This is a genomic window from Kitasatospora sp. NPDC101183, from assembly GCF_044767945.1.
GTDB lineage: Bacteria > Actinomycetota > Actinomycetes > Streptomycetales > Streptomycetaceae > Kitasatospora.
This window is the reverse complement of the sequence record NZ_JBIWOW010000011.1, coordinates 211,788-232,635: the sequence shown is the minus strand read 5'-3', so window position 1 is coordinate 232,635 and position 20,848 is coordinate 211,788. Positions and strand designations below refer to the sequence as shown.

At 72.5% G+C, this 20,848-nt stretch carries 23 protein-coding genes; 11 read left to right on the top strand and 12 right to left on the bottom strand.

The window, feature by feature from the left end:
• Positions 1–2 precede the first annotated feature (2 nt).
• From ACIRRS_RS17820 to ACIRRS_RS17810, 3 genes are all read right to left on the bottom strand, one after another.
• The gene (locus ACIRRS_RS17820; protein ID WP_402971571.1) at positions 3–755 is read right to left on the bottom strand and encodes a hypothetical protein; all 753 of its coding nucleotides are present in this window, start codon (positions 753–755) and stop codon (positions 3–5) included.
• 106 nt (positions 756–861) lie between these two features.
• A complete protein-coding gene (locus tag ACIRRS_RS17815; protein WP_402971568.1) occupies positions 862–1,881 on the bottom strand; it encodes a DUF1648 domain-containing protein in 1,020 nt (339 codons plus the stop codon).
• Positions 1,878–2,225 carry a GntR family transcriptional regulator gene (locus ACIRRS_RS17810; protein ID WP_402971565.1) on the bottom strand — a complete coding sequence of 116 codons (348 nt, stop codon included), beginning with the start codon at positions 2,223–2,225 and terminating at the stop codon, positions 1,878–1,880. The genes ACIRRS_RS17815 and ACIRRS_RS17810 overlap by 4 nt, the downstream gene beginning before the upstream one ends.
• A gap of 93 nt (positions 2,226–2,318) precedes the next feature.
• Between ACIRRS_RS17810 and ACIRRS_RS17805 the strand changes: the two genes are divergently transcribed.
• The gene (locus ACIRRS_RS17805; protein WP_402971562.1) at positions 2,319–4,694 is read left to right on the top strand and encodes a DUF4118 domain-containing protein; all 2,376 of its coding nucleotides are present in this window, start codon (positions 2,319–2,321) and stop codon (positions 4,692–4,694) included.
• Between the two features lie 16 nt (positions 4,695–4,710).
• On the opposite strand, the gene ACIRRS_RS17800 is transcribed toward ACIRRS_RS17805, so the two are convergent.
• Positions 4,711–5,898: an MFS transporter gene (locus ACIRRS_RS17800; protein WP_402971559.1), complete on the bottom strand. Its 1,188-nt coding sequence runs from the start codon at positions 5,896–5,898 to the stop codon at positions 4,711–4,713.
• 132 nt (positions 5,899–6,030) lie between these two features.
• On the bottom strand, positions 6,031–7,821 hold the full coding sequence (locus tag ACIRRS_RS17795; RefSeq protein WP_402971556.1) for an oleate hydratase: 1,791 nt from the start codon (positions 7,819–7,821) through the stop codon (positions 6,031–6,033).
• Between the two features lie 276 nt (positions 7,822–8,097).
• On the opposite strand from ACIRRS_RS17795, the gene ACIRRS_RS17790 reads away from it, so the two are divergent.
• Complete coding sequence (locus ACIRRS_RS17790; protein ID WP_402971553.1) at positions 8,098–8,652, top strand: universal stress protein; 555 nt, start codon at positions 8,098–8,100, stop codon at positions 8,650–8,652.
• 208 nt (positions 8,653–8,860) lie between these two features.
• Here the strand turns inward: ACIRRS_RS17790 and ACIRRS_RS17785 are convergent, their stop codons facing one another.
• Positions 8,861–9,154 (bottom strand): hypothetical protein, encoded by a 294-nt coding sequence (locus ACIRRS_RS17785; RefSeq protein ID WP_402971551.1) that lies wholly within the window; start codon positions 9,152–9,154, stop codon positions 8,861–8,863.
• Between the two features lie 219 nt (positions 9,155–9,373).
• On the opposite strand from ACIRRS_RS17785, the gene ACIRRS_RS17780 reads away from it, so the two are divergent.
• The 4 genes from ACIRRS_RS17780 to ACIRRS_RS17765 all read left to right on the top strand — a co-directional run bounded on the left by ACIRRS_RS17780 (position 9,374) and on the right by ACIRRS_RS17765 (position 12,121).
• On the top strand, positions 9,374–9,763 hold the full coding sequence (locus ACIRRS_RS17780; RefSeq protein WP_402971549.1) for a hypothetical protein: 390 nt from the start codon (positions 9,374–9,376) through the stop codon (positions 9,761–9,763).
• A complete protein-coding gene (locus tag ACIRRS_RS17775) occupies positions 9,764–10,447 on the top strand; it encodes a GPP34 family phosphoprotein (RefSeq protein ID WP_402971546.1) in 684 nt (227 codons plus the stop codon).
• A 145-nt stretch (positions 10,448–10,592) separates the two neighbouring features.
• Positions 10,593–11,615, top strand: coding sequence for a hypothetical protein (locus tag ACIRRS_RS17770; RefSeq protein ID WP_402971543.1), 1,023 nt, complete (start codon positions 10,593–10,595; stop codon positions 11,613–11,615).
• Positions 11,616–11,719: 104 nt separating this feature from the next.
• Complete coding sequence (locus tag ACIRRS_RS17765) at positions 11,720–12,121, top strand: SMI1/KNR4 family protein (protein ID WP_402971540.1); 402 nt, start codon at positions 11,720–11,722, stop codon at positions 12,119–12,121.
• A gap of 97 nt (positions 12,122–12,218) precedes the next feature.
• On the opposite strand, the gene ACIRRS_RS17760 is transcribed toward ACIRRS_RS17765, so the two are convergent.
• The 3 genes from ACIRRS_RS17760 to ACIRRS_RS17750 all read right to left on the bottom strand — a co-directional run bounded on the left by ACIRRS_RS17760 (position 12,219) and on the right by ACIRRS_RS17750 (position 14,001).
• Positions 12,219–12,677, bottom strand: coding sequence for a hypothetical protein (locus ACIRRS_RS17760; RefSeq protein WP_402971537.1), 459 nt, complete (start codon positions 12,675–12,677; stop codon positions 12,219–12,221).
• 666 nt (positions 12,678–13,343) lie between these two features.
• Positions 13,344–13,745 carry a DUF3592 domain-containing protein gene (locus ACIRRS_RS17755; protein WP_402971534.1) on the bottom strand — a complete coding sequence of 134 codons (402 nt, stop codon included), beginning with the start codon at positions 13,743–13,745 and terminating at the stop codon, positions 13,344–13,346.
• A gap of 31 nt (positions 13,746–13,776) precedes the next feature.
• Positions 13,777–14,001 (bottom strand): oxidoreductase C-terminal domain-containing protein, encoded by a 225-nt coding sequence (locus ACIRRS_RS17750; protein ID WP_402971531.1) that lies wholly within the window; start codon positions 13,999–14,001, stop codon positions 13,777–13,779.
• A gap of 106 nt (positions 14,002–14,107) precedes the next feature.
• On the opposite strand from ACIRRS_RS17750, the gene ACIRRS_RS17745 reads away from it, so the two are divergent.
• The 5 genes from ACIRRS_RS17745 to ACIRRS_RS17725 all read left to right on the top strand — a co-directional run bounded on the left by ACIRRS_RS17745 (position 14,108) and on the right by ACIRRS_RS17725 (position 18,074).
• Complete coding sequence (locus ACIRRS_RS17745; RefSeq protein ID WP_402971529.1) at positions 14,108–15,322, top strand: multiprotein-bridging factor 1 family protein; 1,215 nt, start codon at positions 14,108–14,110, stop codon at positions 15,320–15,322.
• Positions 15,323–15,917: 595 nt separating this feature from the next.
• The gene (locus tag ACIRRS_RS17740) at positions 15,918–16,355 is read left to right on the top strand and encodes a hypothetical protein (RefSeq protein ID WP_402971526.1); all 438 of its coding nucleotides are present in this window, start codon (positions 15,918–15,920) and stop codon (positions 16,353–16,355) included.
• 141 nt (positions 16,356–16,496) lie between these two features.
• Positions 16,497–16,643: a hypothetical protein gene (locus tag ACIRRS_RS17735; RefSeq protein WP_402971523.1), complete on the top strand. Its 147-nt coding sequence runs from the start codon at positions 16,497–16,499 to the stop codon at positions 16,641–16,643.
• A gap of 419 nt (positions 16,644–17,062) precedes the next feature.
• Entirely contained in the window at positions 17,063–17,641 is a 579-nt protein-coding gene (locus tag ACIRRS_RS17730) for a hypothetical protein (RefSeq protein ID WP_402971521.1), read from the top strand.
• A gap of 202 nt (positions 17,642–17,843) precedes the next feature.
• Positions 17,844–18,074 (top strand): hypothetical protein, encoded by a 231-nt coding sequence (locus ACIRRS_RS17725; protein WP_402971518.1) that lies wholly within the window; start codon positions 17,844–17,846, stop codon positions 18,072–18,074.
• Positions 18,075–18,215: 141 nt separating this feature from the next.
• Here ACIRRS_RS17725 and ACIRRS_RS17720 read toward each other — a convergent pair whose 3' ends face one another.
• From ACIRRS_RS17720 to ACIRRS_RS17710, 3 genes are all read right to left on the bottom strand, one after another.
• Positions 18,216–19,457 (bottom strand): NAD(P)/FAD-dependent oxidoreductase, encoded by a 1,242-nt coding sequence (locus ACIRRS_RS17720; protein WP_402971515.1) that lies wholly within the window; start codon positions 19,455–19,457, stop codon positions 18,216–18,218.
• 116 nt (positions 19,458–19,573) lie between these two features.
• Positions 19,574–20,005: a nuclear transport factor 2 family protein gene (locus ACIRRS_RS17715; protein ID WP_402971513.1), complete on the bottom strand. Its 432-nt coding sequence runs from the start codon at positions 20,003–20,005 to the stop codon at positions 19,574–19,576.
• Positions 20,006–20,012: 7 nt separating this feature from the next.
• The gene (locus tag ACIRRS_RS17710; protein ID WP_402971510.1) at positions 20,013–20,816 is read right to left on the bottom strand and encodes an MBL fold metallo-hydrolase; all 804 of its coding nucleotides are present in this window, start codon (positions 20,814–20,816) and stop codon (positions 20,013–20,015) included.
• Positions 20,817–20,848 lie beyond the last annotated feature (32 nt).

Below are 20,848 nucleotides of genomic sequence, written 5' to 3'. Positions count from 1 at the left end.
GCCTACGACCCCAACGCCCCCGACTGACGGGGGAGCAGCGGCCGCCGGGTGAACCGGCCGGTGGCGGAGGCGAGTTCGACGGCCGCGCCGAGCCAGGCGGCGCCGAAGGCCCAGGTGCAGAACCACTCGCACAGGTAGAGCGGGCGGATCGGCCACGTCCTGCCGAAGCCCGTCACCCCGGCGAGGACGGCGAGCGCCAGCAGCGCCAGGATCACCACCCCGGCCGTCAGGTAGGCGCGGTCGACCCAGGCGGGCTGGGCGGTGCTCTGGTTGCGGAAGGAGTGCAGGCAGAACATCGCCAGCAGGAGGAGCAGCAGCGCGGCGAAGACCAGGTGCAGCACGCCGATCGTGGTCTGGAACGCCGTGGCCGGGCGCGGCGCCGTCGGGCAGAGGGCGACGCCGAGCGCGAAGAACCCGGCGGCGCTGCTCCAGCGGTCGTCGCGGCGGTCGAAGCGGTAGCAGATCAGGAAGACCCCGAGTGCGCACAGGCCGCCGACGAAGAGGTTGCGGGTGCTGGTGTAGTACGAGCCGCTCATCGAGGGCGGCCAGAAGCCGGCCGTGCTCTGCCCGCGCAGTTCGGCGAAGAGCCAGTTGCCGAGGGGCAGGACGATCGGCAGCAGGATGCCGATCAGGCCGACGCCCAGGCGCAGGAACGTGACGGTGCGTTCGTCCTGCGTCTGGGCCGGTGTGGTGTCGGGTGTGGTGTCGGTGGTGGTTTCACGGACGGACTCGGAGGATTCCTGTGGACGGGTCATGACGGCCTCCCTGCGCCGGACTGCTGTCACAAGGTGTACCCGCACAGTGTCGAACAGTCACCACCGGATCGGGCGGTTTCCTGATCAACTCCCGGCGTCCACGCGGTTAATGTTTCGCCGTGGTCGTGGCCCCGGCCGTCGCCGCGATCAGCGAGTTGAGCAGGCCCGCGCCCCGCTCGGCGTCGTCCACGCTCACCGCGAAGTCCGTGCCGCGCCGGGTGCGCACCACCAGGCACTCGCCCCGGCGCAGCATCACCGTGGCGCCCCGGTCGTTGATCCGGTAGCCGTAGCCCCCGGACTGGCGGATGGTGCGCTCCTCGACCCGGGCCGACTCCAGGTCGGCGAGCGCGAAGCGCCGGGCGGGCCGGCCGAAGGGGCCGAAGCCGACGTGCAGGCCCCGCGCCGTCACCCGGACCTGGACGGAGGAGCCGAACAGCAGCGCCGTCGCCACCAGGGCCAGGACGGCGGCGATCGGCCAGAACCCGTCCGTCAGGCCGGTCGCCGAGGTCAGCAGGACGGCGAGCGCGCCCAGCCCGAGGAGGGCGGAGACCACCTGCATCGGGGCGTTGGCGGTGTGCGCCAGCCACACTGCCCGCTCGCCGGGCGGCAGTTCGAGCAGCGGCGCGCCCGGCGGGAGGGCGGCCGGGGCGGCGAGGGGCTGCCGCGCGGCCAGCCAGGCCAGCAGGCCGGCCGCTCCGGCGGCCAGGATGATCAGGGCGACCTCCCAGCTCATCGGCTCCGCGTCCTGCCAGCGGGCGCGGTCCAGGTTGGCGTGGACGACGCTCGCCTGCGCCCCCGTCAGCAGGACGCCGGCGGAGGCCAGCGTCCCCGCGAACACGGCGCGGGACTGGCCGGGCCGGAAGCGGAAGAGGGTGGCGACGAGCAGCGCCAGCAGCAGCCAGATGCCGGTGGGGAACAGCACCGCCGCCGTCCGCGACATCGACCCGTCCGGGGTGCTGCCGCTCCAGTGGGTGGCCATCTGTTCCGGCAGCCGGCCGCGCGCGGCCAGCGGCATCACGACCAGCAGCGCCGCGACGCCCAGCGTCCAGGCCACCGCGCCCCAGAGCGCTCCCCGGCGCACCGGCGGGTGCGCGGTGGCCGGTCCATCGTCCTTCACGGTTGTCACGACATCCCCCTGATGAGATCCACGAGATCGTTCCTGCTGTACCCGGCCCTGGCCGCGTCGGCGATCAACTGCCGTACGCGCTCCGCCAGTTCCGCCTTCGCGCCGGCGTCCGTCGCGATCGTGATGCCACGGCCGCGGCGGAACTCCAGCACCCCCTCGTCCCGCAGGGCGCGCAGCCCGCGCAGGACGGTGTTGGTGTTGACCCCCAGCGCCAGCGACAGCTCGCGGGCGGGAGGCAGTTTGTCCCCGGGGGCGCACTCGCCCTCGGCGACGGCGCGTCTGATGGCGCCCGCGACCTGTTCGTGCAGTGGCCGGGCGTCTCCGATGTCCAGCTTCAGCAACATGATGCTATCGACAGTAGCACCATTCTGAGATGGTGCCACTGCGGCTCGCGCCCGCCCGCGCCGCGTCGGACCATGGACCAGGAGGCGAGGCCGGTGACCGGACGGCTGCGGGTGTTCCTCGGGGCGGCCCCCGGGGTCGGCAAGACGTACGCCATGCTCGCCGAGGGCCGACGGCTGCGCGACGAGGACGGCCTGGACGTGCTCGTCGGCCTCGTCGAGACGTACGGCCGCCGGGGCACCGAGGCCCAGCTCGGCGACCTGCCCGTCCTGCCCCGGCGCACCGTCCTCCACCGGGGCGTCGTCCTCACCGAGCTGGACGTGGACGCCGTGCTCGCCCGCCGCCCCCGGCTCGTCCTCGTCGACGAACTCGCCCACACCAACGCCCCCGGCGGCCCGCACCCCAAGCGCTGGCAGGACGTGCGGCAGCTCCTCGACGCCGGGATCGACGTCGCCACCACCGTCAACGTCCAGCACCTGGAGAGCCTCACCGACGTCGTCGAGCAGATCACCGGCGCCGCCCAGCGCGAACGCATCCCCGACGAGGTGGTGCGCGCCGCCGACCGCATCGAACTCGTCGACCTCAGCCCGCAGGCCCTGCGCGCCCGGATGGCCCGCGGCGAGGTCTACCCGCCCGACCGGGCCGAGACGGCGCTCGGCCACTACTTCCGCGCCGGCAACCTCGGTGCCCTGCGCGAACTCGCCCTGCTCTGGCTCGCCGACCGGGTCGAGGAGGAACTCGCCGACTACCGCGCCCGGCACGGCATCCGCGCCCCCTGGGAGACCAAGGAGCGCATCGTCGTCGCCCTCAACGGCGCCCCGCAGGGCGAGCACCTCATCCGCCGGGGCGCCCGCACCGCCGCCCGCGTCCACGGGGACCTCGTCGGCGTCCACGTCCGCCCCGACGACGGCACCGCCGTGCACGAACCGCCCGGGCTCGCCGCCCAGCGCGACCTGCTCCACGAACTCCACGGCAGCTACGTCGAGGTCAGGGGCACCGACGCGGCCCGCGCCCTCGTCGACTTCGCCCACGCCGAGAGCGCCACCCAGATCCTGCTCGGCCCCACGACCCGCTCCCGGCTGCGCGAACTGCTCACCGGCTCCGTCATCAACCGCGTCGTCCGGCTCGCCGGGCCCATCGACGTCCGGGTGCTGCCCCCGCCCGAACCCGGCCTGCTCGCCGTCCCGCCCGCACCCCGGCGCCGCCGCCCGGCCGCCGTACCGAGGCTGCGCCGCCGGCTCGGCTGGCTGCTCGGCCCCGCCGGGGCCGCCGCCCTCGCCTGGGCGCTCTCCCCGCTGCGCGGCTCCCTCGGGCTCGCCGGCGCCCTGCTCTGCCTGCTGCTCGCCGTCGCCGCCACGGCCCGGCTGGGCGGGCTCGCCCCGGCCGCCGGGGCCACGGTGGCCGGGGCGGTGGCCGCCGACTGGTTCTTCACCACGCCCTGGCACAGCCTCGCCGTCCACCGGGGCGTCGACCTGGCGGCGCTGCTGGTCTTCCTCGCCGTCGCCGGAACCGTCGCCCACCTCGTCGACGGCCTCGCCCGGCGCTCCCAGCAGGCCGACCGGGCCCGCGCCGAGGCCGCCGTCCTCGCCCGGCTCGCCGGGGAGACCGCGCAGCCCGGCGCCCGGGCCCTGCCCGACCTGGTCGCCGACCTGCGGCAGGTGTTCGGGCTGGACGGCGCGGCCGTCCTCGTACGGGCCGGGCAGCAGTGGCGCACCGCCGCCTCCTCCGGGGCCGACGCGCCGCAGCGGCCCGAGGAGGCCGTCCTCGCCGTCGACCTCGGGGCCGATGCCGTCCTCGCCCTGCGCGGGCCCGCCCTCGGGGAGGAGGACACGCGGCTGCTGGGCCCCTACCTCAACCAGCTGCGGCTCGCCCGCGACCGCGAGCGGCTCGCCGCCCGGGCCTCCGCCGCGGAGACGCTCGCGCGCGGCGACGCGGCGCAGACCGCGCTGCTCGCGGCCGCGGGGCCGGAGCTGCGCGCCCCGCTCGCCGCGCTGCGCCGCGAGGCGGCGGACCTGCCCGCGGGGCCGCGCGAACGCGTCGAGGCGGGCGCGCGGGAGGTGGAGCGGCTGCACGCGGGGCTGCTCGAACTGGGGCGGCTGCGGGCGGGGGAGGTGCCGGTCCTGCTGCGGCCCGCCCCGCTGGGGCCGCTGCTCACCGCCGCCCTGGCCGGGGACTGTGCGGGCGTGCGGCTCGCCCTGCCGCCCGGGCTCCCGCCGGTGCTCACCGACCCCCGGCTGCTGGAGCGCGCCCTCGCGGACGTCCTCGCGGCGGCGGGCCGGCCGGTGGTCCTGACGGCGACCACGGCCGACGGCCGCATCCACCTCCGCATCGACACCCCGGCCGCGGCCCCGGGCCGGGGGGAGCTGACGATCGCCCGCGGCCTCCTGGAGGCGCTCGACGCGACCCTCGAGTCCACCCCGACGGCCCTCCGCCTCGACCTCCCCTCAGCCGCGGCCACGGCGCCCGGCTGAGGGGGCCACGGGGGTGTCAGCAGGCAGCGGCGGCCGGGGGCGTGGCGGGGGTCGTGGCCGGGGCGTGGCGTTCGAGGGTGGCGGAGCAGAGGGCCAGGGCGAGGGCCGAGGCCGCGAGGAGGGCGCCGACCCAGTTGGGGGCGGTGTAGCCCAGGCCGGCGGAGATGGCCTGGCCGCCGAGCCAGGCGGCGAGGGCGTTGCCGAGGTTGAAGGCGCCGATGTTGACGGCGGAGGCGAGGGTGGGGGCGCCGTGGGCCTGGTCGAGGACGCGCTTCTGGAGCGGGGGGACGGTGGCGAAGCCGAGGGCGCCGACGAGCAGGATGCTGACGGCCGCGAGGGGCTTGGAGTGGGCGGTGAAGGTGAACAGGGCGAGGACGACGGCGAGTCCGCCGAGCGAGGTGTAGAGCATCGGCATCAGCCTGCGGTCGGCGTACCGGCCGCCGAGGAGGTTGCCGAGGACCATGCCGACGCCGAACAGGACGAGCAGCCAGGTCACCGCGCCGTCCGAGTACCCGGCCACGCGGGTCATCATCGGGGCGATGTAGGTGATCGCGGCGAAGACGCCGCCGAAGCCGAGGACGGTCATCGCCATCGCGAGCAGCACCTGCGGGTTTCGGAAGGCGGTCAGCTCCCGGCGCAGGTGGGCGCCCTCGGTGCGGGGCAGGGCGGGGACGAGGGCGGCGACGCCGACCAGTCCGGCCACGCCGAGCGCGGCGACGGCGACGAAGGTGGCGCGCCAGCCGACGTTCTGGCCGATGAAGGTGCCCAGGGGCACGCCGACGACGTTGGCGACGGTGAGCCCGGTGAACATGGTGGCGATCGCCCCGGCCTGCCGGCCCGGGGCGACGAGCCCGGCGGCGACCACCGAGCCGATGCCGAAGAACGCGCCGTGGGCCAGGGAGGCCACGACCCGCCCGGCGAGCATGACGCCAATGCTGGGGGCGGCGGCGGAGAGCAGGTTGCCGACGATGAACAGGCCCATGAGCAGCATGAGCATCTGCTTGCGGCCGATCCGGGTGCCGAGCGCCGTCATCAGCGGGGCGCCGAGGACGACGCCGATCGCGTAGCCGGTGACCAGCAGCCCGGCGGAGGGGATGGACACCCCGTAGTCGTCGGCGATCTCGGGCAGCAGGCCCATGATCACGAACTCCGTCGTGCCGATGCCGAAGGCCCCGATGGCCAGGGCGAGGAGCGCGAGGGGCATGGTTGCCGCCCTCCGTACGATTGTCGATGCTTCTTACGAGCTTCGACAATATTTGCACGCGCTGGCTATATGCAAGGGCGGGCATGCGTCGGCCCCGGGGCGACCGCCCCGGGGCCGGCTCCGGACGCCGCGCTACTTCCTCTCGTCCTCGATCAGCCCGTACTCCTGCAGCAGCTCCCCGATCTCGGTCGCGTCGACCCGGCGCAGCAGCCGCTTGCGCAGGAACTCCGGCCCCGGCAGGTCGAGTTCGGCGCCGTCGCGCAGCCGCGTCGTGGCGGCGAGCAACTTCCGTACGTCATAGGTGGAGTTGAACACCTCCGGCACCCCGCGCTCGACGCCCAGCAGCTGGTAGGCGGCCTCCATGCCGGTGCGCACCGAGTACTCGGTGGTGAAGATGCAGTCCCGGGTGGTCTCCGCGAACTGGCCGATGAAGGCGAAGTTGACGGCGCCCTCGGGCACCACCTGCGGGCGGTCACCCGCATGCCGGGGGAGGAAGAAGGACGTGACGTACGGCATCATCACCGGCACGGCGCGCGCCGCCTCGGCCGCCAGCTCGTCGATCTCGCCGACCGGCACGCCCAGGTGGTACAGCCACTCGCGGGTGATCTCCTCGCCGGTGCACTCCTGCATCGGCTTCTTCACGTAGTCGCCCGGGCGGTCGACGAACAGCGAGTACACCCAGACCACGATCTGGTCGGCGGGCTGCGCCTTGAAGTGCGGCTGGCGGTTGACCGTCCAGCTCAGCAGCCAGGAGGAGTCGCGGGCGGTGACGATGCCGCCGGTGACCACGCCGCCGCTGAACGGGTCGCGCTTGGCGACCTTCTGGATGTAGCGGGGGATGCGCGCGTCCAGGGTGGTGACGGTCGCGGACTCCCACTTGCTCCGGGCGATGTCGCCGCAGAACACCTCGGGACGGCCGAAGGCCGGGTCCTTGGCGGCGATCCGGCGCCACAGGTCCCAGGCGGGGGCGGGGCCCTCGTCCAGGCGGGCCGGGGTGTGCTGGTCGCCGTTGTCGGAGTTCTCGGTGAGGGAGCCGATGGTGGTGAACACCAGGTCGTCCTCGCCGAGGTCGACCCCGCCCTCCTCGCCGGCCTCGCGCCAGTGCAGGCGGGTGGCCTGCTTGCGGCCGGGGGCGTCAGCGGTGCCCGGGGTGATGGCGAAGTCGATGTCCGTGACCTCTACCTCGAAGCGGAAGCGCACCCCCTGGTCCATCAGCCAGCGCGTCAGCGGGAGCACCATCGACTCGTACTGGTTGTACCTGGTGAACTTGAGCGCCGAGAGGTCCGGCAGGCCGCCGATGTGGTGGATGAAGCGGTGGAGGTAGAGCTTCATCTCCAGGGCGCCGTGCCACTCCTCGAAGGCGAACATGGTGCGCCAGTACAGCCAGAAGTTGCTGTCGAGGAAGTCCCGGGAGAAGACCTCGTCGATCCGCTTGCCCTCCACCTCCTCGCGGGTGGCGAGGAAGACGCGGACGATGTCCTTCTGCGCCTTGTCGTTGAGCGCGAACCTGTTGTCCGTACGGGCGTCCTCGCCCTGGCGCTCGGTGACGCGCTGGAGGGAAAAATTCGGGTCATCTTTGTTCAGCCAATAGAACTCGTCGAGGACGGAGGCACCCTCGATCTCCAGCGAGGGGACGGAGCGGAAGAGGTCCCACAGGCACTCCATGTGGTCCTCCAGCTCGCGGCCGCCCCGGATCACGAAGCCCTTCTTCGGCTCCTTGATGCCGTCCAGCGCGCCGCCCGCCAGCTTGAGCCGCTCCAGGATCGTGATCCGCTCCCCGGGCACCTGCCCGTCGCGGACCAGGAACGCCGCTCCGGACAGTGAGGCGAGCCCCGCGCCCACGAACCACGCCCGCTTGCGCTCGGCCCCCTCGGGCTTCCTCGGCCGGGCGAACGCCTCGTAGTTGCCGCTGCTGTAGTACAAGCCCGCACTCCCTAGAAAGGTCCGGCTGGAAGAGTTCGCTGTCGAACGGCCCTTGGGGTGTCGCTAAACCCGTGGGCGCTTCCATCCACCCATCCGGCGATGATCTTCGCGCGCTGACTAGGCCGAACGGGTGAGCACGGGAGGGGGCGCCCCGCGTAAAGGCCTCGTTCGAATCGGCCCCCGGAGCGTCAGGAAGCCGTCAAGGAGGGACGGGAGGCGGGCCGCGGGGCGCTTGGCTGGAGCACGGACACCCACGGAACCACGCGAGGACGGACCATGCACGGCAGCGAGCGGCACGACGGCGGCCCGGCACCCAGGGTGGTGGTCGGGGTCAGCGGCTCACTCGGCAGCCTGGCCGCCCTCCACCGGGGCGTCGCCGAGGCCCGGCGGCGCGGCGCCGAACTGTGGGCCGTCCTCGCCTGGGAGCCGCCCGGCGGCGAGCACGGCTACCGCCGCTCGCCCTGCCCGCCGCTGCTCGCCGCCGTCCGCGAGGACGCCGAGCGCCGGCTGCACGAGGCGCTGGACGCGGCCTTCGGCGGGACGGACCCGGGCGTGCCGCTGCAGCCCGTCGTGGTGCGGGGCGAGAGCGGGCCGGCGCTGGTCCACCTCGCCGACCGGCCGGGGGACCTGCTCGTCCTCGGCCAGAGCGGCGGGCTGCTGCGCCGCAGGCTCCGTCGCTCCGTCGCCGCGTACTGCGCCCGCCGGGCCGACTGCCCCGTGCTCACGGTGCCCGTGCCCGAGCTGCTCCACGACCTGGAGGCGCTCCACCGCCGCACCCGCTGGCACCTGCCGCTCCCGGCGGAGGGCGAACTCGCCCCTGTCGAGCGGTAGTTCACCCCCCTGAGACGGTCCGCCCCCGGCGGGCGGGCCAGGCCGAAACCGGGGCCCGGCCGGTATCCGGGCCCTCGGCGACCGGTGGAACACAGGTACGGCGGCGGGGCGCGCGGGCCCGGAGGTTCGGACGAACCGGCCCGCGCGCCCCGTCAGCCGTGTGCCGCAGGCCGTGAGTCATCAGTTGTGAGTCATCAGCCGTGAGTCGTCAGCCGCCGAGCGCCTGCCCGGCGAAAGCCACCCCGGCCAGCGCGCCGGCCACCAGGAACACCCAGCCGAGCACCGTGATCAGCACCGGTGCGACCACCGTGTTCCAGTGCTCGCTGCTGCTCTGCGCGCCCATCGTCCGGAACCGGGTGGCCAGTCCCCGGAAGTCCGTCACCAGTGCCAGGCCGAGGGCGATCACCACGAGCAGGAACAACCCGGCCTGCGCCCGTTCGACGCCGCTCAGCTCCGAGAACTTCCTGCCCTGTGCCGCGAGTGCGGCCGCCGCCTGACGCATGGTGTGTGGCCTGCCCGTCGGTTCGTTCGAATGCGGCGCACATCGTACGCGACCGGGGGCGCTCGGTCCTCCCCGCACGGCCCCGGGGCCGCGCCGGGCGACGGCGCGGGGCGTTCCTCTGCCCGATCCTGACGGGATCTTGACGCCCCGACCATGGCAAAGAACAGGCAAAGACGGAGTATGGTTCGGGAAAATCCGCTGGCAGGGGAGGGGACGGGATTGACGCCACGCTGGAAGCGCCTGCTGCGCCCGGGCGACCGGCTGCGCAGGGAGGCCGACGACCAGGCCGCGCGGCTCGGCCGCCGCACCCCCGGGACGGAGCACGTCCTGCTGGCGCTGCTCGCGGCGCGCGAGATCGGGCCCGAGGGCATCCTCGACGCCCCCGGGGACGCCCGGCTGGCGGCCCTCGGCCTCGGCTACGACCGGGCCCGCGCCGCGATCGCGGACGGGGAGGTGGCCCTGCCCTCCGACCCGCGCTCGGTCGAGGCGTACCTTTCGATCACCGGCCCCGGGGAGCCGGTCCGCGCGCTGCTGGAGGACGACACCCGGGCCAGGCGCCTCGCCGAGGCGCTCGGCGGCGGCCGGGCGAACGACGGAGGGGAACGGTAGATGAACGGGCACGTCACGCTCGCCGAGGAGGTCCTGCTCCTCACGCTGGACGACGGGACCGGGGTCGCGAAGGAGCGCGCCGGGGCGGCCTGCGCGATCCCGGGCGCGCTGCTGGCCGAACTGGCCCTGGCCGGGCGGGTGGCCGTGGAGGCCGGCGAGCTGACCGTCACCGGACGGGAGCCCACCGGTGAGCCGCTGCTCGACGGCCGCCTCGACCGGCTCGCCACCTGGGCCGAGGGCCGGCGCACCGCCAAGGCCTCCGACTGGCTCCTCACGGACCGCGCCACCGCGACCACCGACACCCTGAAGCGGCTGGTCGAGCGCGGCCTGGTCGTCGAGGAACGCCACCGGGCGCTCGGCATCTTCCCCGTCCGCCGCTACCCGGAGGCGGACGGCAGCGTGGAGCGCGCCCTGCGCGAGCGCCTGGCCGCCGTCGTCCTGCACGGTGCCGAGCCGGACGCGCGGACCAGCGCCCTGATCGCGCTGCTGCACGCCGGCAAGCTGTACTGGTCGGCGTTCCCGGACGTGCCGCGCAAGCAGGTCGAGCCGCGCTTCGCCGAGATCGCCGAGGGCGACGGGGCGGGTGAGTCCGTCCAGCAGGCCGTCCGCACCACCCAGGCGGCGCTCACGGCCATCGCCGCCATGACGGCCGCGACCGCCGCCACCACCGCCGCGACGATGTGACGGCGCGGGCCCGCCCTTCGTCGGGAAGGGCGGGCCCGGCGCGGTTCACCGGCGGGCCGGGGGCGCTGAACCCACCCGAACGAGAAAGGCCACACGGAGGATTGTTGACGAACGATCAGCTCCCGCGCTGGCTACGCTGGCGCCCATGCGATCGACCTTCAGCGCCACCGGGCCCACAGGGCTGGGCACTTCGGCCGCCCGGCTCCACCCCTCGGTCCGGGACGCCGACCTCTCCGACTTCCTGCGCGCGGTCGTCCGGGCCGGGTTCCCGCAGCGGCTGGAGGCACTGGCGGACGGCTACGCCCCCTTCGCCGACCCCGAGCGGGTCCGGGCCGAGGCCGCGTTCCTCACCGCGGAACTCGCCGCCTTCGGGATCGAGCACGACCAGGCGTACCTCGAAGTCATGGCCGACTACCGCCAGTTGATGATCCCGGTCGAAGACCCGGAGCTGGGCCTCGCCCTCACCCGCGACTGCCTCGTCCCACTGATCGTCGACGACGCCTGCGGCCGGAGCGGGGGCGACGCGTACCGGGCGCTGGGCGCCGCGATGCTGCGGGGTGTCGTCCAACTCCGCCACGGCCGGGCCGTCCTCGACAGCGTCATGCACCCGCCGTCCGTCTACACCGAGCACTCCTTCAACGAGCTGGCCCGGTTCTGCTCGCCCGAACTCCTCAGCCTGCACAAGGAGTTCTACTACCAGTCCTTCATCGGGGTGATCCTGGAATCCGGCTTCACCCCCGACGTCCGCGACGGCATCGACACCGAGTACGTGCGCGGGCGCTCGGGCTTCTGCGAGTTCTACGCCACGGTGGCGGCCGTGGCGTACGACTGCCTCGACTTCGAGCGCAACCTCCCGCTCTGGGGCGCCACGCTGAGCGCCTGGGTGGACTACCTGAACCTCGTCAACGACCTGATGTCCTGCTACAAGGAGGTGCTGAGGGGTGAGTTCACCTCCAACAGCATCTACCGCAAGGCCGTCCAGCAGGGCACGACCCTGCTGGACGCCTACGCGGCGACCTTCGCCCGGGCCGAGGCCGCCTACCACCGCATCCTGGAGCACGCCGACGTGCGGCAGCGTCCGCACCTGCTGCGGTACCTCCAGGGGTACGTCCACTGGCACGCCACCTCCGGGCGCTACCGCTGGGCCGAGTTCACGGCCTTGCGGTAGCCGGACCCTGGTGGCAGTGTCCGTTCCACGCTTTGTTGTGGTGGCCGAGGCTGCTTCGGGTCCCCGGGGCTGTGAGTCCGGCAGGGTGGAGGGGTGACGTCGACATGACGGAGTCGGTTTCCGGGTCGACGGCGGCCACGTCGGCTGATGTGGCGCGAGCCCGGGCCGAGATTGCGCTGGGCCTTCCAGCTCCGCTGGTGGCGCTGTGGAAGGTGACGGACGGCCTGATGACTGATGCCGGTGTGACCGTGTACTCGGCCGGATGCATCGGCGAACGCAACGCCAGCTACGAAGTCGAGCAGTACGCACCGGGTTTCATCCTCATCGGCGACGACAGTGGTGGCCGCGGGTTTCTCGTGCGTGCCGACCGTCCGGGCTCCGCCGTATTCTCCTCGGACCTGGGCGATCTGGGTCCTGAAGACTTCGAAGTCGAGTCCGCGGACTTCGCGTCCTGGATCGAATCGTTGTGTCCTGCACCTGGCGGAAGGCAGCCGGCGCGCCCGTGACGGAGGCAAAGGCGGCCATCGACCTCCTTCTCGACCAGGTGGGGGCAAGATCCGGGAAGCGCGCTCCGGGAGGGCATCGCGGAACGCGCTCGCGGGTTCACCTGCGGGTGCGTCCGGATCGTGTGAGGCTGCTCTGATGGCCCTCCGGTGTCGCACACGCCGGACATTCGACGGCGCACCTTGCCGGAACGGGTGTGGCCGGCCCGGTGTACAGGACCTCGTCGCTCTCGGAGTCGGCTACCTCCCAGCCGAGCAGGGCGGCGATTTCTGCTGCCAGTGCCAGTGCGGTGTCGTAGGCCGGGCTGCCATCGGCCGAGCAGATCAGCTCTACCGTGGTGACTCGCTCCGGCACCCGGTCCGTGTGGGCAACGTAGTTCCCGGTGCTGTTGCACGCGGCGATGGTCACAGTGAGCCAGTCGAGATCGTCTGCGGCCCGGTAGGAAGACGAGTCGGTTCTCCGAAGGCCGGGCACCGAGTCCAGGTACGTCACCAGCACACAGGTCGACACGCTCTTGCCATAGCGAGAGTCCGAGCGAACAGTCAGGTACCAGTACATACCCGCATCCTCGCACCCGCCCCGAGGAAGAAAGCCGGGGCAGAATCAGAAAGCTCCAAGGACGGCCTCGCGCAGGTTCCCAGACGCTCTCCGGTGCCCGCCAGGCGGTCGCGACCTTGCCCGCCTGCCGGAGTGCGGATGCGCGCTGCGTGATCATCGGGTTGTGCGGATGGCCAAGGATCAGCCGGCGGTCGCCGGCCACGGCGTAGACCCTGCCGCCACCGAACGGACCGTCAGTGTCTCACCGTCCGAACTCGTCCCGCTGACCTGCAACGAGATCCGACGCCTGTTCACTTCTCGCGGCGGCCGGTTCCTCGCCGCCAGCGCGCGAAGCGGCGTCGCCTCCGGGCCGAGCGTGCGGGGCGCTGAGGGTCGGAAGCCGGGCCCGCCCGAAGCGTCGGGCGGGCCCGGGCACTGCGCGTCAGCATCGCGTTTTTTGACGGAAGGCCGGGCCGGCAGAGCCAGCGGGTCTTCACGCAAGTAATGGGTTGATCTCAAGGAGTCGGGATCATGAGTGAGAAACGAACGAACCCCGATGTGCGGACCGCTGGTTCTCCTGATTCGCCGTCCGTCGAAGCCATCCCCGCCGAATTGCCTGGGCGGGGAAAGGAGCGCCAGCGGCCGATGCTGCAACTGCTCGTGAGGCAGCCCGGCAGGGCGGGGGAGTCAGAGCGCTACGGCGCCGACGGTGATCGAGGCGAGGGCCATCAGGAGGCCGAGGGCGACGAAGGCGTACTCCAGGCGGAAGCGCTCGCGGCCGTCGACCACGACCAGGCGGGGGTCGGCCGGGTCGTAGTGGACGGGGACGTGGCCGCCGTCGGGGAGGGGGTGGCGGGGGGTGGAGGGGACGGGGGAGAAGACCTCGACGACGCGGCCGTCCGCCGTCTCGAACTGGAGCAGGGGGCGGGGCGCGCCGTCCTGCGGGCCCGGGACGCGGGCCCGCACCAGGGCCTGGGCGGGCAGGCCGACCCGGCGGAGGCGCCGCAGGTCGCGCAGGCCGACGACTCCGGCGAGGTAGGCGACCGCGCCGCCGAGCAAACCGAACACCATGACTGCGATACCGCCCACCGCGCCTCCCGTCTCGGGTTCCAGTATCGCGTTAGAGGTCGCCGAGCGGGACGGACGGGTCGGCCAGGCGGGCCGGGTCCACCACCCGCTGAGAGAGGACGAGTTGGCGGATCGGGTCGACCACGTCCCAGGCGTTGACGTTCATGCCCGCGAGGACGCGCCCGCCGGAGAGGCGGAAGGCGATGAACTCGCGGGTGGCCGGGTCGCCCCGGAACACCGGCTCGAAGTACCTGTCCCGGGCAGCCGGTCGGCGCACGAGTGCCAGGGGCAGGACGGGCTGTGCGGGCGGCCGGTACGGGCCGTCGGAAGTTTGTGCCCAGCTTGTCGTGACTGAGCGCGGAAGGCGGCTCTAGGCTGGCGTCATGGCTCTTGACCCTGCCCTGCCTGTGGGCCGTCGGATCCGGTACTACCGGGAACGTGCCGGCAAGTCCAGGGAGACGCTGGCGGCGCTGCTCGGCCGATCTGCGTCCTGGCTGAAGCAGATTGAGAACGGCACATTGCTGCCGCCCAGGCTTCCGATGCTGATGCGGATCGCGGAGCGCCTCGGGATCGAAGACCTGTCGCTCCTGACCGGCGACGTCAGCATGCCCCGAACGCTGTACTCCTGGATAGAGCATGAGTCGCTGGCAGCCGTCCGCCGAGCCGTGGACGGTGCCCCGCTCGGGCCGGCTGGCGGACCGGCTCCGCGACTGGAGCACATCGCGGTGCAGCTGGACAGCGCTTGGCGCACTCGGATGAGCAGGGGCGACCACCGCACCGCGCTGGCTGAGTTGCTGCCTCCGCTCGTCTCGGCAGCGTCCGTTGCGGCGTCGCACTCCGAGTGCGGAGATCGGCGGCGAGCCGAGATCATGTACGCCTCCGCGCTGAACCTCACCCAGATGTACGCCGCGTTTCAGGGGGACGGCCACCTGGTCTGGCGGGTGGCGGAGAGGGCGCTCGCTACGGCGCGAGCATCGGGTGATCCGGGCGCGATCAGTCAGGCGTGCTGGTTCTTGGTGGAGGCATTCAGAAAGAGCGGCCAGTGGGAGAGCGCACAGACCCTGACCGAGGACACCCTCCGGCTTCTCGATCCGGTGCGGACTGAAAGCGCTGCCCTGGCCTGCGCATGGGCCGATATGGCTTACCACGCCGCGATCACCCACGCTGTCGCCGGAGAAGGGGGAGACGCGTGGAGGTGGATCGACAGGGCATCCGCCGTGTCGAACGCCCTCCCGGTCGGGTACTGGCGTCCGTCCACCTCCGGCTCTCGTCAGGCTGCTGCCATGCATTCGGTCACCGTGGCCGTGGAACTCCGGCAGGTGGGCACCGCGCTGCGTTGGGCGCGGCGACTGCCGGAGGCTGACGTGATCGCGATTCCCAGGCGTGGTAGGCACCTCATCGAGGTTGCGAGGGCGCACTCCATGAAGGGGGAGCACGGCAAGACGTCGGAGCTGCTCACCACGGCCGTAGAGGTGGCACCCGAGACCGCCCGATGGAACGAAGAGGCTCGGAGCCTGATCCGCGACCTCATGAAGGGTGTGACCACCCACCAACCCGCAGGGCGTCGGCTCGCGGAGGCTATCGGGATGGCAGCCTGAAACAGGGGGCAGAAACTCTGCCCCTTCGCTCCGTAGAGGGCCCGTAACGTCGTGTGACGAAGCGGGCCCTGACCGTGAGGGAGCGATGATGGCTGAAGCACGTATGTCTGCGGGATCGAGTCCGGACCTCGGGTCCGACGTCCAGGCCCGCCGGAGGACGTCGAAACGTCCTCCGAGCAAGCCCGCGAGCGCGGCCCTGAGGGCGAAGTGCCGCGAGGACTGGGAGCAGGCTCAGACCTTCCCGCACCCGCTGGACGAGGCTTTCAAGCTCGCCCCGCTGGACTGGGAGGACAGCCATCGTGACCCCTCCTGACGGTCATCAAGGTGCCGCGCTGCCCTCGTCCTGGATGGCGTTCTTCGGCGGACCGGTGCCGTACGGCGAGGACGAACCTGAGGACCTTCCGCTCCCGGAAGACCTTCTGGTCGGTCTCTTTGAGCGTCGGGACGCCCGCGAAATCCCGGTGCACCCCGGCCGCGTGCTTCCCCCGGTTCTCAGTCCGGAGGAGCACGCCGGGGTTCCCCTGACGCCGGAACAGCGCGAGCGGCGGGCCGCTCTCCTGGCCCAGGTGCGCGAGAAGAACCACAGGTGGCCCCGGTGGACGTAATCAGTGCGCCGGCCGACGAGGCCCCGGGTGAGGTTCCCTTGCCCCGCAGATCGCCCGGTGCAGACCTGCGCACGTTCACGGACGATCGGACCCCGAATGCCGACGAATCCACTGCCTGCCAGTGCCCGCAGCGCCCCACGGGCTGCGTCGAGAGGCTCGAACTCCCGGAACGGGGACGGCAGTTCGCCGACGCCGGCGGTCGGCGGTGGACGGTGCTGCGGCGCACCAGAACTGCCGACCCGGTGAGCGGCCTGATCAACCGCACGGAAATCGTGATCAGCCGCACGGGCGAGGGCGGGCAGGAGATTCGCAAGCAGTACCGGTGCGTGGGTCCCGTGTCGATCGAGAACCAGTACGAGAAGAACCGCCAAGGACGGCCGCCCCGCCCCCGCTTCGACCCCACGAACTCCCGTCTCGGCTCCACCTAGTACGTCGTCACAGCACAGCCGAGACGGGGCTACACCCCGTGCCCCCGAACCGGCGGCACGGGGGGTCTGTCCGTCCGCACCTCCCCCGTCGCGGACGGACAGACCCGCCACCACTTCTAGGACGGGAGTCGCCCCATGGTCATGGGCAGGAGCACCAAGAAGACCACCAAGAACAAGACGGACCGGAAGGCCACCGACGACCGCGTCAAGCAGGCGATCAAGCAGGACGATCTGGTCCAAAAGTACAAGGACAAGTCCAAGGGCGGGACGGGCTCGGACAAGGCCTAGCCGGCAGTCTCCCGCGTCCCCCACAGACCCCCGCTCCGACCGCCGGACCTGGACAGCTCGAACGGTCGGAGCGGGCTCCGCAACACCGAACGACCCGGTCACCAACCGGTGACCGGCCCACAGTGTGAGGAGACATCAGTATGCGCTACGACCCGCCGAACAAGCCGGAGCGCCCGCCCGGTCCGATGGACCCCGGAACGTCCACCACCGTCAACGCGGAGTAGGAGGGGTCAACATGGCCGACAGGGAGAAGCACAAGGGCAACGAGAAGCCCCCGCCCAAGCACGCGGGCAAGCCCGCCAAGGAAGGCCCGCAGGAGCCCCCGTCGAAGTAGCCTGCCCGCCAGGCTGACACCGAGTCAGGCAGGCCCCCGTCCTTCCGGGCGGGGGCCTGTCCCCACTGCAAGGGAGACACCCCTCATGAGCACCCCCACGGACAACCGAACGGTCATCTCGTACGCGTCGCGCCACTTCTCCGGGGAGCCGTGGACCGACACGGCCGACCGGTGGACGGCGACGTTCTACTACAACGGGGCTGAGGAGCGTCTCGGTACCGCCACGATCACGCGCGTCATCCCCAACGTGTCCCCGAACCCCCGGGAGGCCCTCGCGTCGGACCCCGGGTTCCTCGACCGCATCCCCCGCGTGATCTTCGACGAGGACGGGAGCCTTGCCCCCGCGCTGGATGAGCTGGAACCGGCCATGCTTTTGCTGCTGGAGTCGGTCGAGGTGCGCGAGGAGTGGCGCGGGACGGGTCTCGGCTCCCTGCTCGCCATGGAGGCCCTTAAGCACCTGGCCGTGCCCGGCACGGTGGCCGTGACCTACCCGGCCCCTCTGCACGACGTGCACGCCCCGGGGGAGGTCTGCCCGTACGAGTCGGACGATCCGATGGTGCGGCGGCTCGATGAGGAAGGCGTGGGCAAGCTGCGGAAAATGTGGGAGGGGCACGGCTTCCTCCCGCTGGCCGATGGCGTGTACGCCTGCCGGATCGAGCCGTGACGCCCCGCTGGGCCCAGCCGTCACGGCCGGCCCCGTAACACTGGCCTGGCGCTAAGGCTCGTCATCTCGAAGCACGCTGACCAACTGGGCGGCTGCGGGCCGATCAACCCCGGTGGGTGCGCTTCGCACTGCAACGGTGGAGGCGGAGGGGGCGGTGAGGCCCACTAGCCTGGGCGCACCGAGAGTGGAAAGGGCGGAAGAGATGGACGAGCACAAGGCCCGTCGAGTAGCCGACACCATCCGGCAGTTGGGTATCCGGGGCGTCGTCTCCCCCGAAGACCCCGACAAGCCGGACGGACGTTGGAGGGTGTACGACAGCGCCGATGCCGCTACGCGGCGGGACATCACCGATGAGGTGCTGACCGTCATCGAGGGCCGGTCCCGACCGCAGACCGGCCCGGCGCGAGGGTTCGTCGTCCCGAAGTCCCACTGAGCCACCAGACGGCCCCTCAACTGCGTCGCCGTGGAGGCGCAGGGGAGCGGGCAGAGCGGAGCCCCCTGGAGACACTTGGCGGTGTCATTCCGGGGGCTCTGTGCTGTTCTCGTCTGGGCAGACGAGAACAGCGATCCTCGGTCAGATGTCCCCAAGTGGGACGCTCGGGTTGGTCAAACGATCGATGCTCACCACCCGTTGGGAGAGGACGAGTTGGCGAATCGGGTCGACCACGTCCCAGACGTTGACGTTCATGCCCGCGAGGACGCGGCCGTCCTTCGTCCAGAAGGCGATGAACTCGCGGGTGGCCGGATCGCCCCGGAACACCACCCGGTCGTAGCCGTCCGGTTCGACGTAGCCGACGTACTCCAGGCCGAGGTCGTACTGGTCGCTGAAGAAGTACGGGACGCGGTCGTACACCGCGTCCGCCTCTCCGAGCAGGGCGCGGGCGGCGGTCTGGGGCTGGTTGAGGGCGTTGGCCCAGTGCTCGACGCGGATGTGCCGCTCGAACAGCGGGTGGTAGGCGTTGGCCACGTCCCCCGCCGCGTAGATGTCGGGGTCCGAGGTGCGCAGGTGCTCGTCCGTGCGGATGCCGTTGTCGATCTCCAGCCCGGCGGCTTCGGCGAGGGCGGTGGCGGGGGAGATGCCGATGCCGACCACGACGGCGTCGGCCTCGACGACCGTCCCGTCCGCGAGGCGCACGCCGCTCACCGAGGCGCCGTCGCCGGTGAGTTCGGCGACCTGCACACCGAAGCGCAGGTCCACGCCGTGGTCCCGGTGCAGGTCGGCGAAGACCTGGGAGACCTCGCGGCCCAGCACCCGCAGCAGCGGCAGTTCGGCCGCCTCCAGGACGGTGACCTCCGCCCCGGCCGTACGGGCGGCGGCGGCCACCTCCAGGCCGATCCAGCCCGCGCCGATCACCGCGATCCGGGCGCCGGGGCGCAGCGCGGCCTTGATCCGGTCGCTGTCCTCGACCCGGCGCAGGTAGAGCACGCCCTCCTGGTCGGCGCCGGGCACCGGCAGGCGGCGCGGCACCGAGCCGGTGGTGAGCAGCAGCTTGGCGTACTCGATCCGGCCGTCGTCGGCGAGGGTCACGGTGTGCCCGTCCGGGTCGATCGCGGCGACGGCGGTGCCCAGGCGCAGCGTGACGTCGTGCTCGGCGTACCACTGCGGCGGGTGGACGTAGATCTTCTCCCGGGGCTCCTTGCCGAGCAGGTACCCCTTGGACAGCGGCGGCCGCTCGTACGGGCGCTCGTGCTCCTCGCCGATCAGCACGATGCCACCCTCGTACCCGGCCGCGCGCAGCGCCTCGGCGGCCTTGGCGCCGCCCAGGGACGCGCCGACGATGACGATGGGACGCTCCCGGCCCTCCGTACCCGACATGCTCGACTCCGTTCTGTCCGTGGGGAATTCGGGGCCAGCCTGCCGCCGGGCGCGGGCCCTGTCGAGACCGCGCCGGGCGCGGCGCGCGTGGCTCGCCCGTTCGAGTGAACGTCGGCCTACGGGGTCATCGCCTCGCGAACCAGCAGGGTGTCGGTGAACTGCTCGAAGCGGACGATCCGGCCGCCGCGCACGGTGAAGTGGTGCGCGACGCGGACGGCGAGCGGCTTGCCGGTGCGGCGGTGGACGGCGGTGTAGCGGGCGAGGACGACCACGTTCTCGCCGTCGGCCACGTAGGTGTCGTCGTGGGCCGTCCAGTCCGTCCACTCGGCGGCCAGGCGCTCCATGACGTGGGAGGTGACGCCCTTGGGGGTGCGGTAGGTGCCGGCGAGGGGGAAGCCGGCCATCTCCGTCCACTCGACGTCGTCGGCGAGGGTGGCGCGCAGGGCGGCCAGGTCGCCCCGGGCGGAGGCGAGGTACTGGCGGCGGACGACGTCGGCGGGGGCGGGGGACTCGGCGAAGGAGGCGACGTCCCGGGGGATCTCGATCATCGTGTGCTCAGCCCCAACTCATCTCGCCCATGGCGACCTTGGTGCCCAGGTCGACGGCGATCCTCAGCCCGTAGTCGGGGAAGCGGCGCTCCAGGGCGGCCTTCGCGGCGGCGGCGTCGGGGGCGCGGCCGATCTCCGTCTCGAAGGCGCGCAGGTAGTCGCGGGTCTGCCGGAGCGCGGTGAGGTCGGTGGGGGTGTCGGCCTGGCGGTGGCCGGCCGCGAGCCAGAGCGGGTCGAGGGCCTCGATGCCGTCCAACAGGTCGATCCACGCGGTGCGTTGGGCCAGGTCGGGGGTGTCGGCCGTCCACACGTGCAGGCCCTCGAAGAGCAGCACCCCGCCGAGGACGGCCCGGTGGTGGTGCTGCCAGAGGTAGTGCCGGTCGGGGAGGTGGAAGTCGGCGCCGCGCAGCTCGAACCGGTGGCCCTCGAAGACGAGTTCGTCGCCGGGCAGCACCTCGGGGCGCACCAGGCGGGTCGGCAGTTCGGGGCCGAGGTGCTCCCAGGCGCGGAGCTTGGCCTCGTACGTCTCCTGGATGTGCTCGACGGTGGAGGCGGTGGCGAGGAACCGGGCCTGGGGGAAGGCCTCCTGGAGCTCCTGGGCGCCGAAGTAGAAGTCCGGGTCGCCGTGGCTGACGAACACCGTGGTCAGCCGTTTGCCGCTGGCGCGGACCCGCTCGACGAGCCGCCGCCCGTCGGAGCGGGTGAACCCGGCGTCGACCAGCAGGGCGTCCTGCGGGCCGGTGACCAGGACGGAGGTCTTGTTGAGCGAGCTGTCGGGGCTGTCGACGATCTCGAAGTCGAGCGCACTCATGCGGGGGCCGTCCTTCCTCGGGCCGGGCGTGC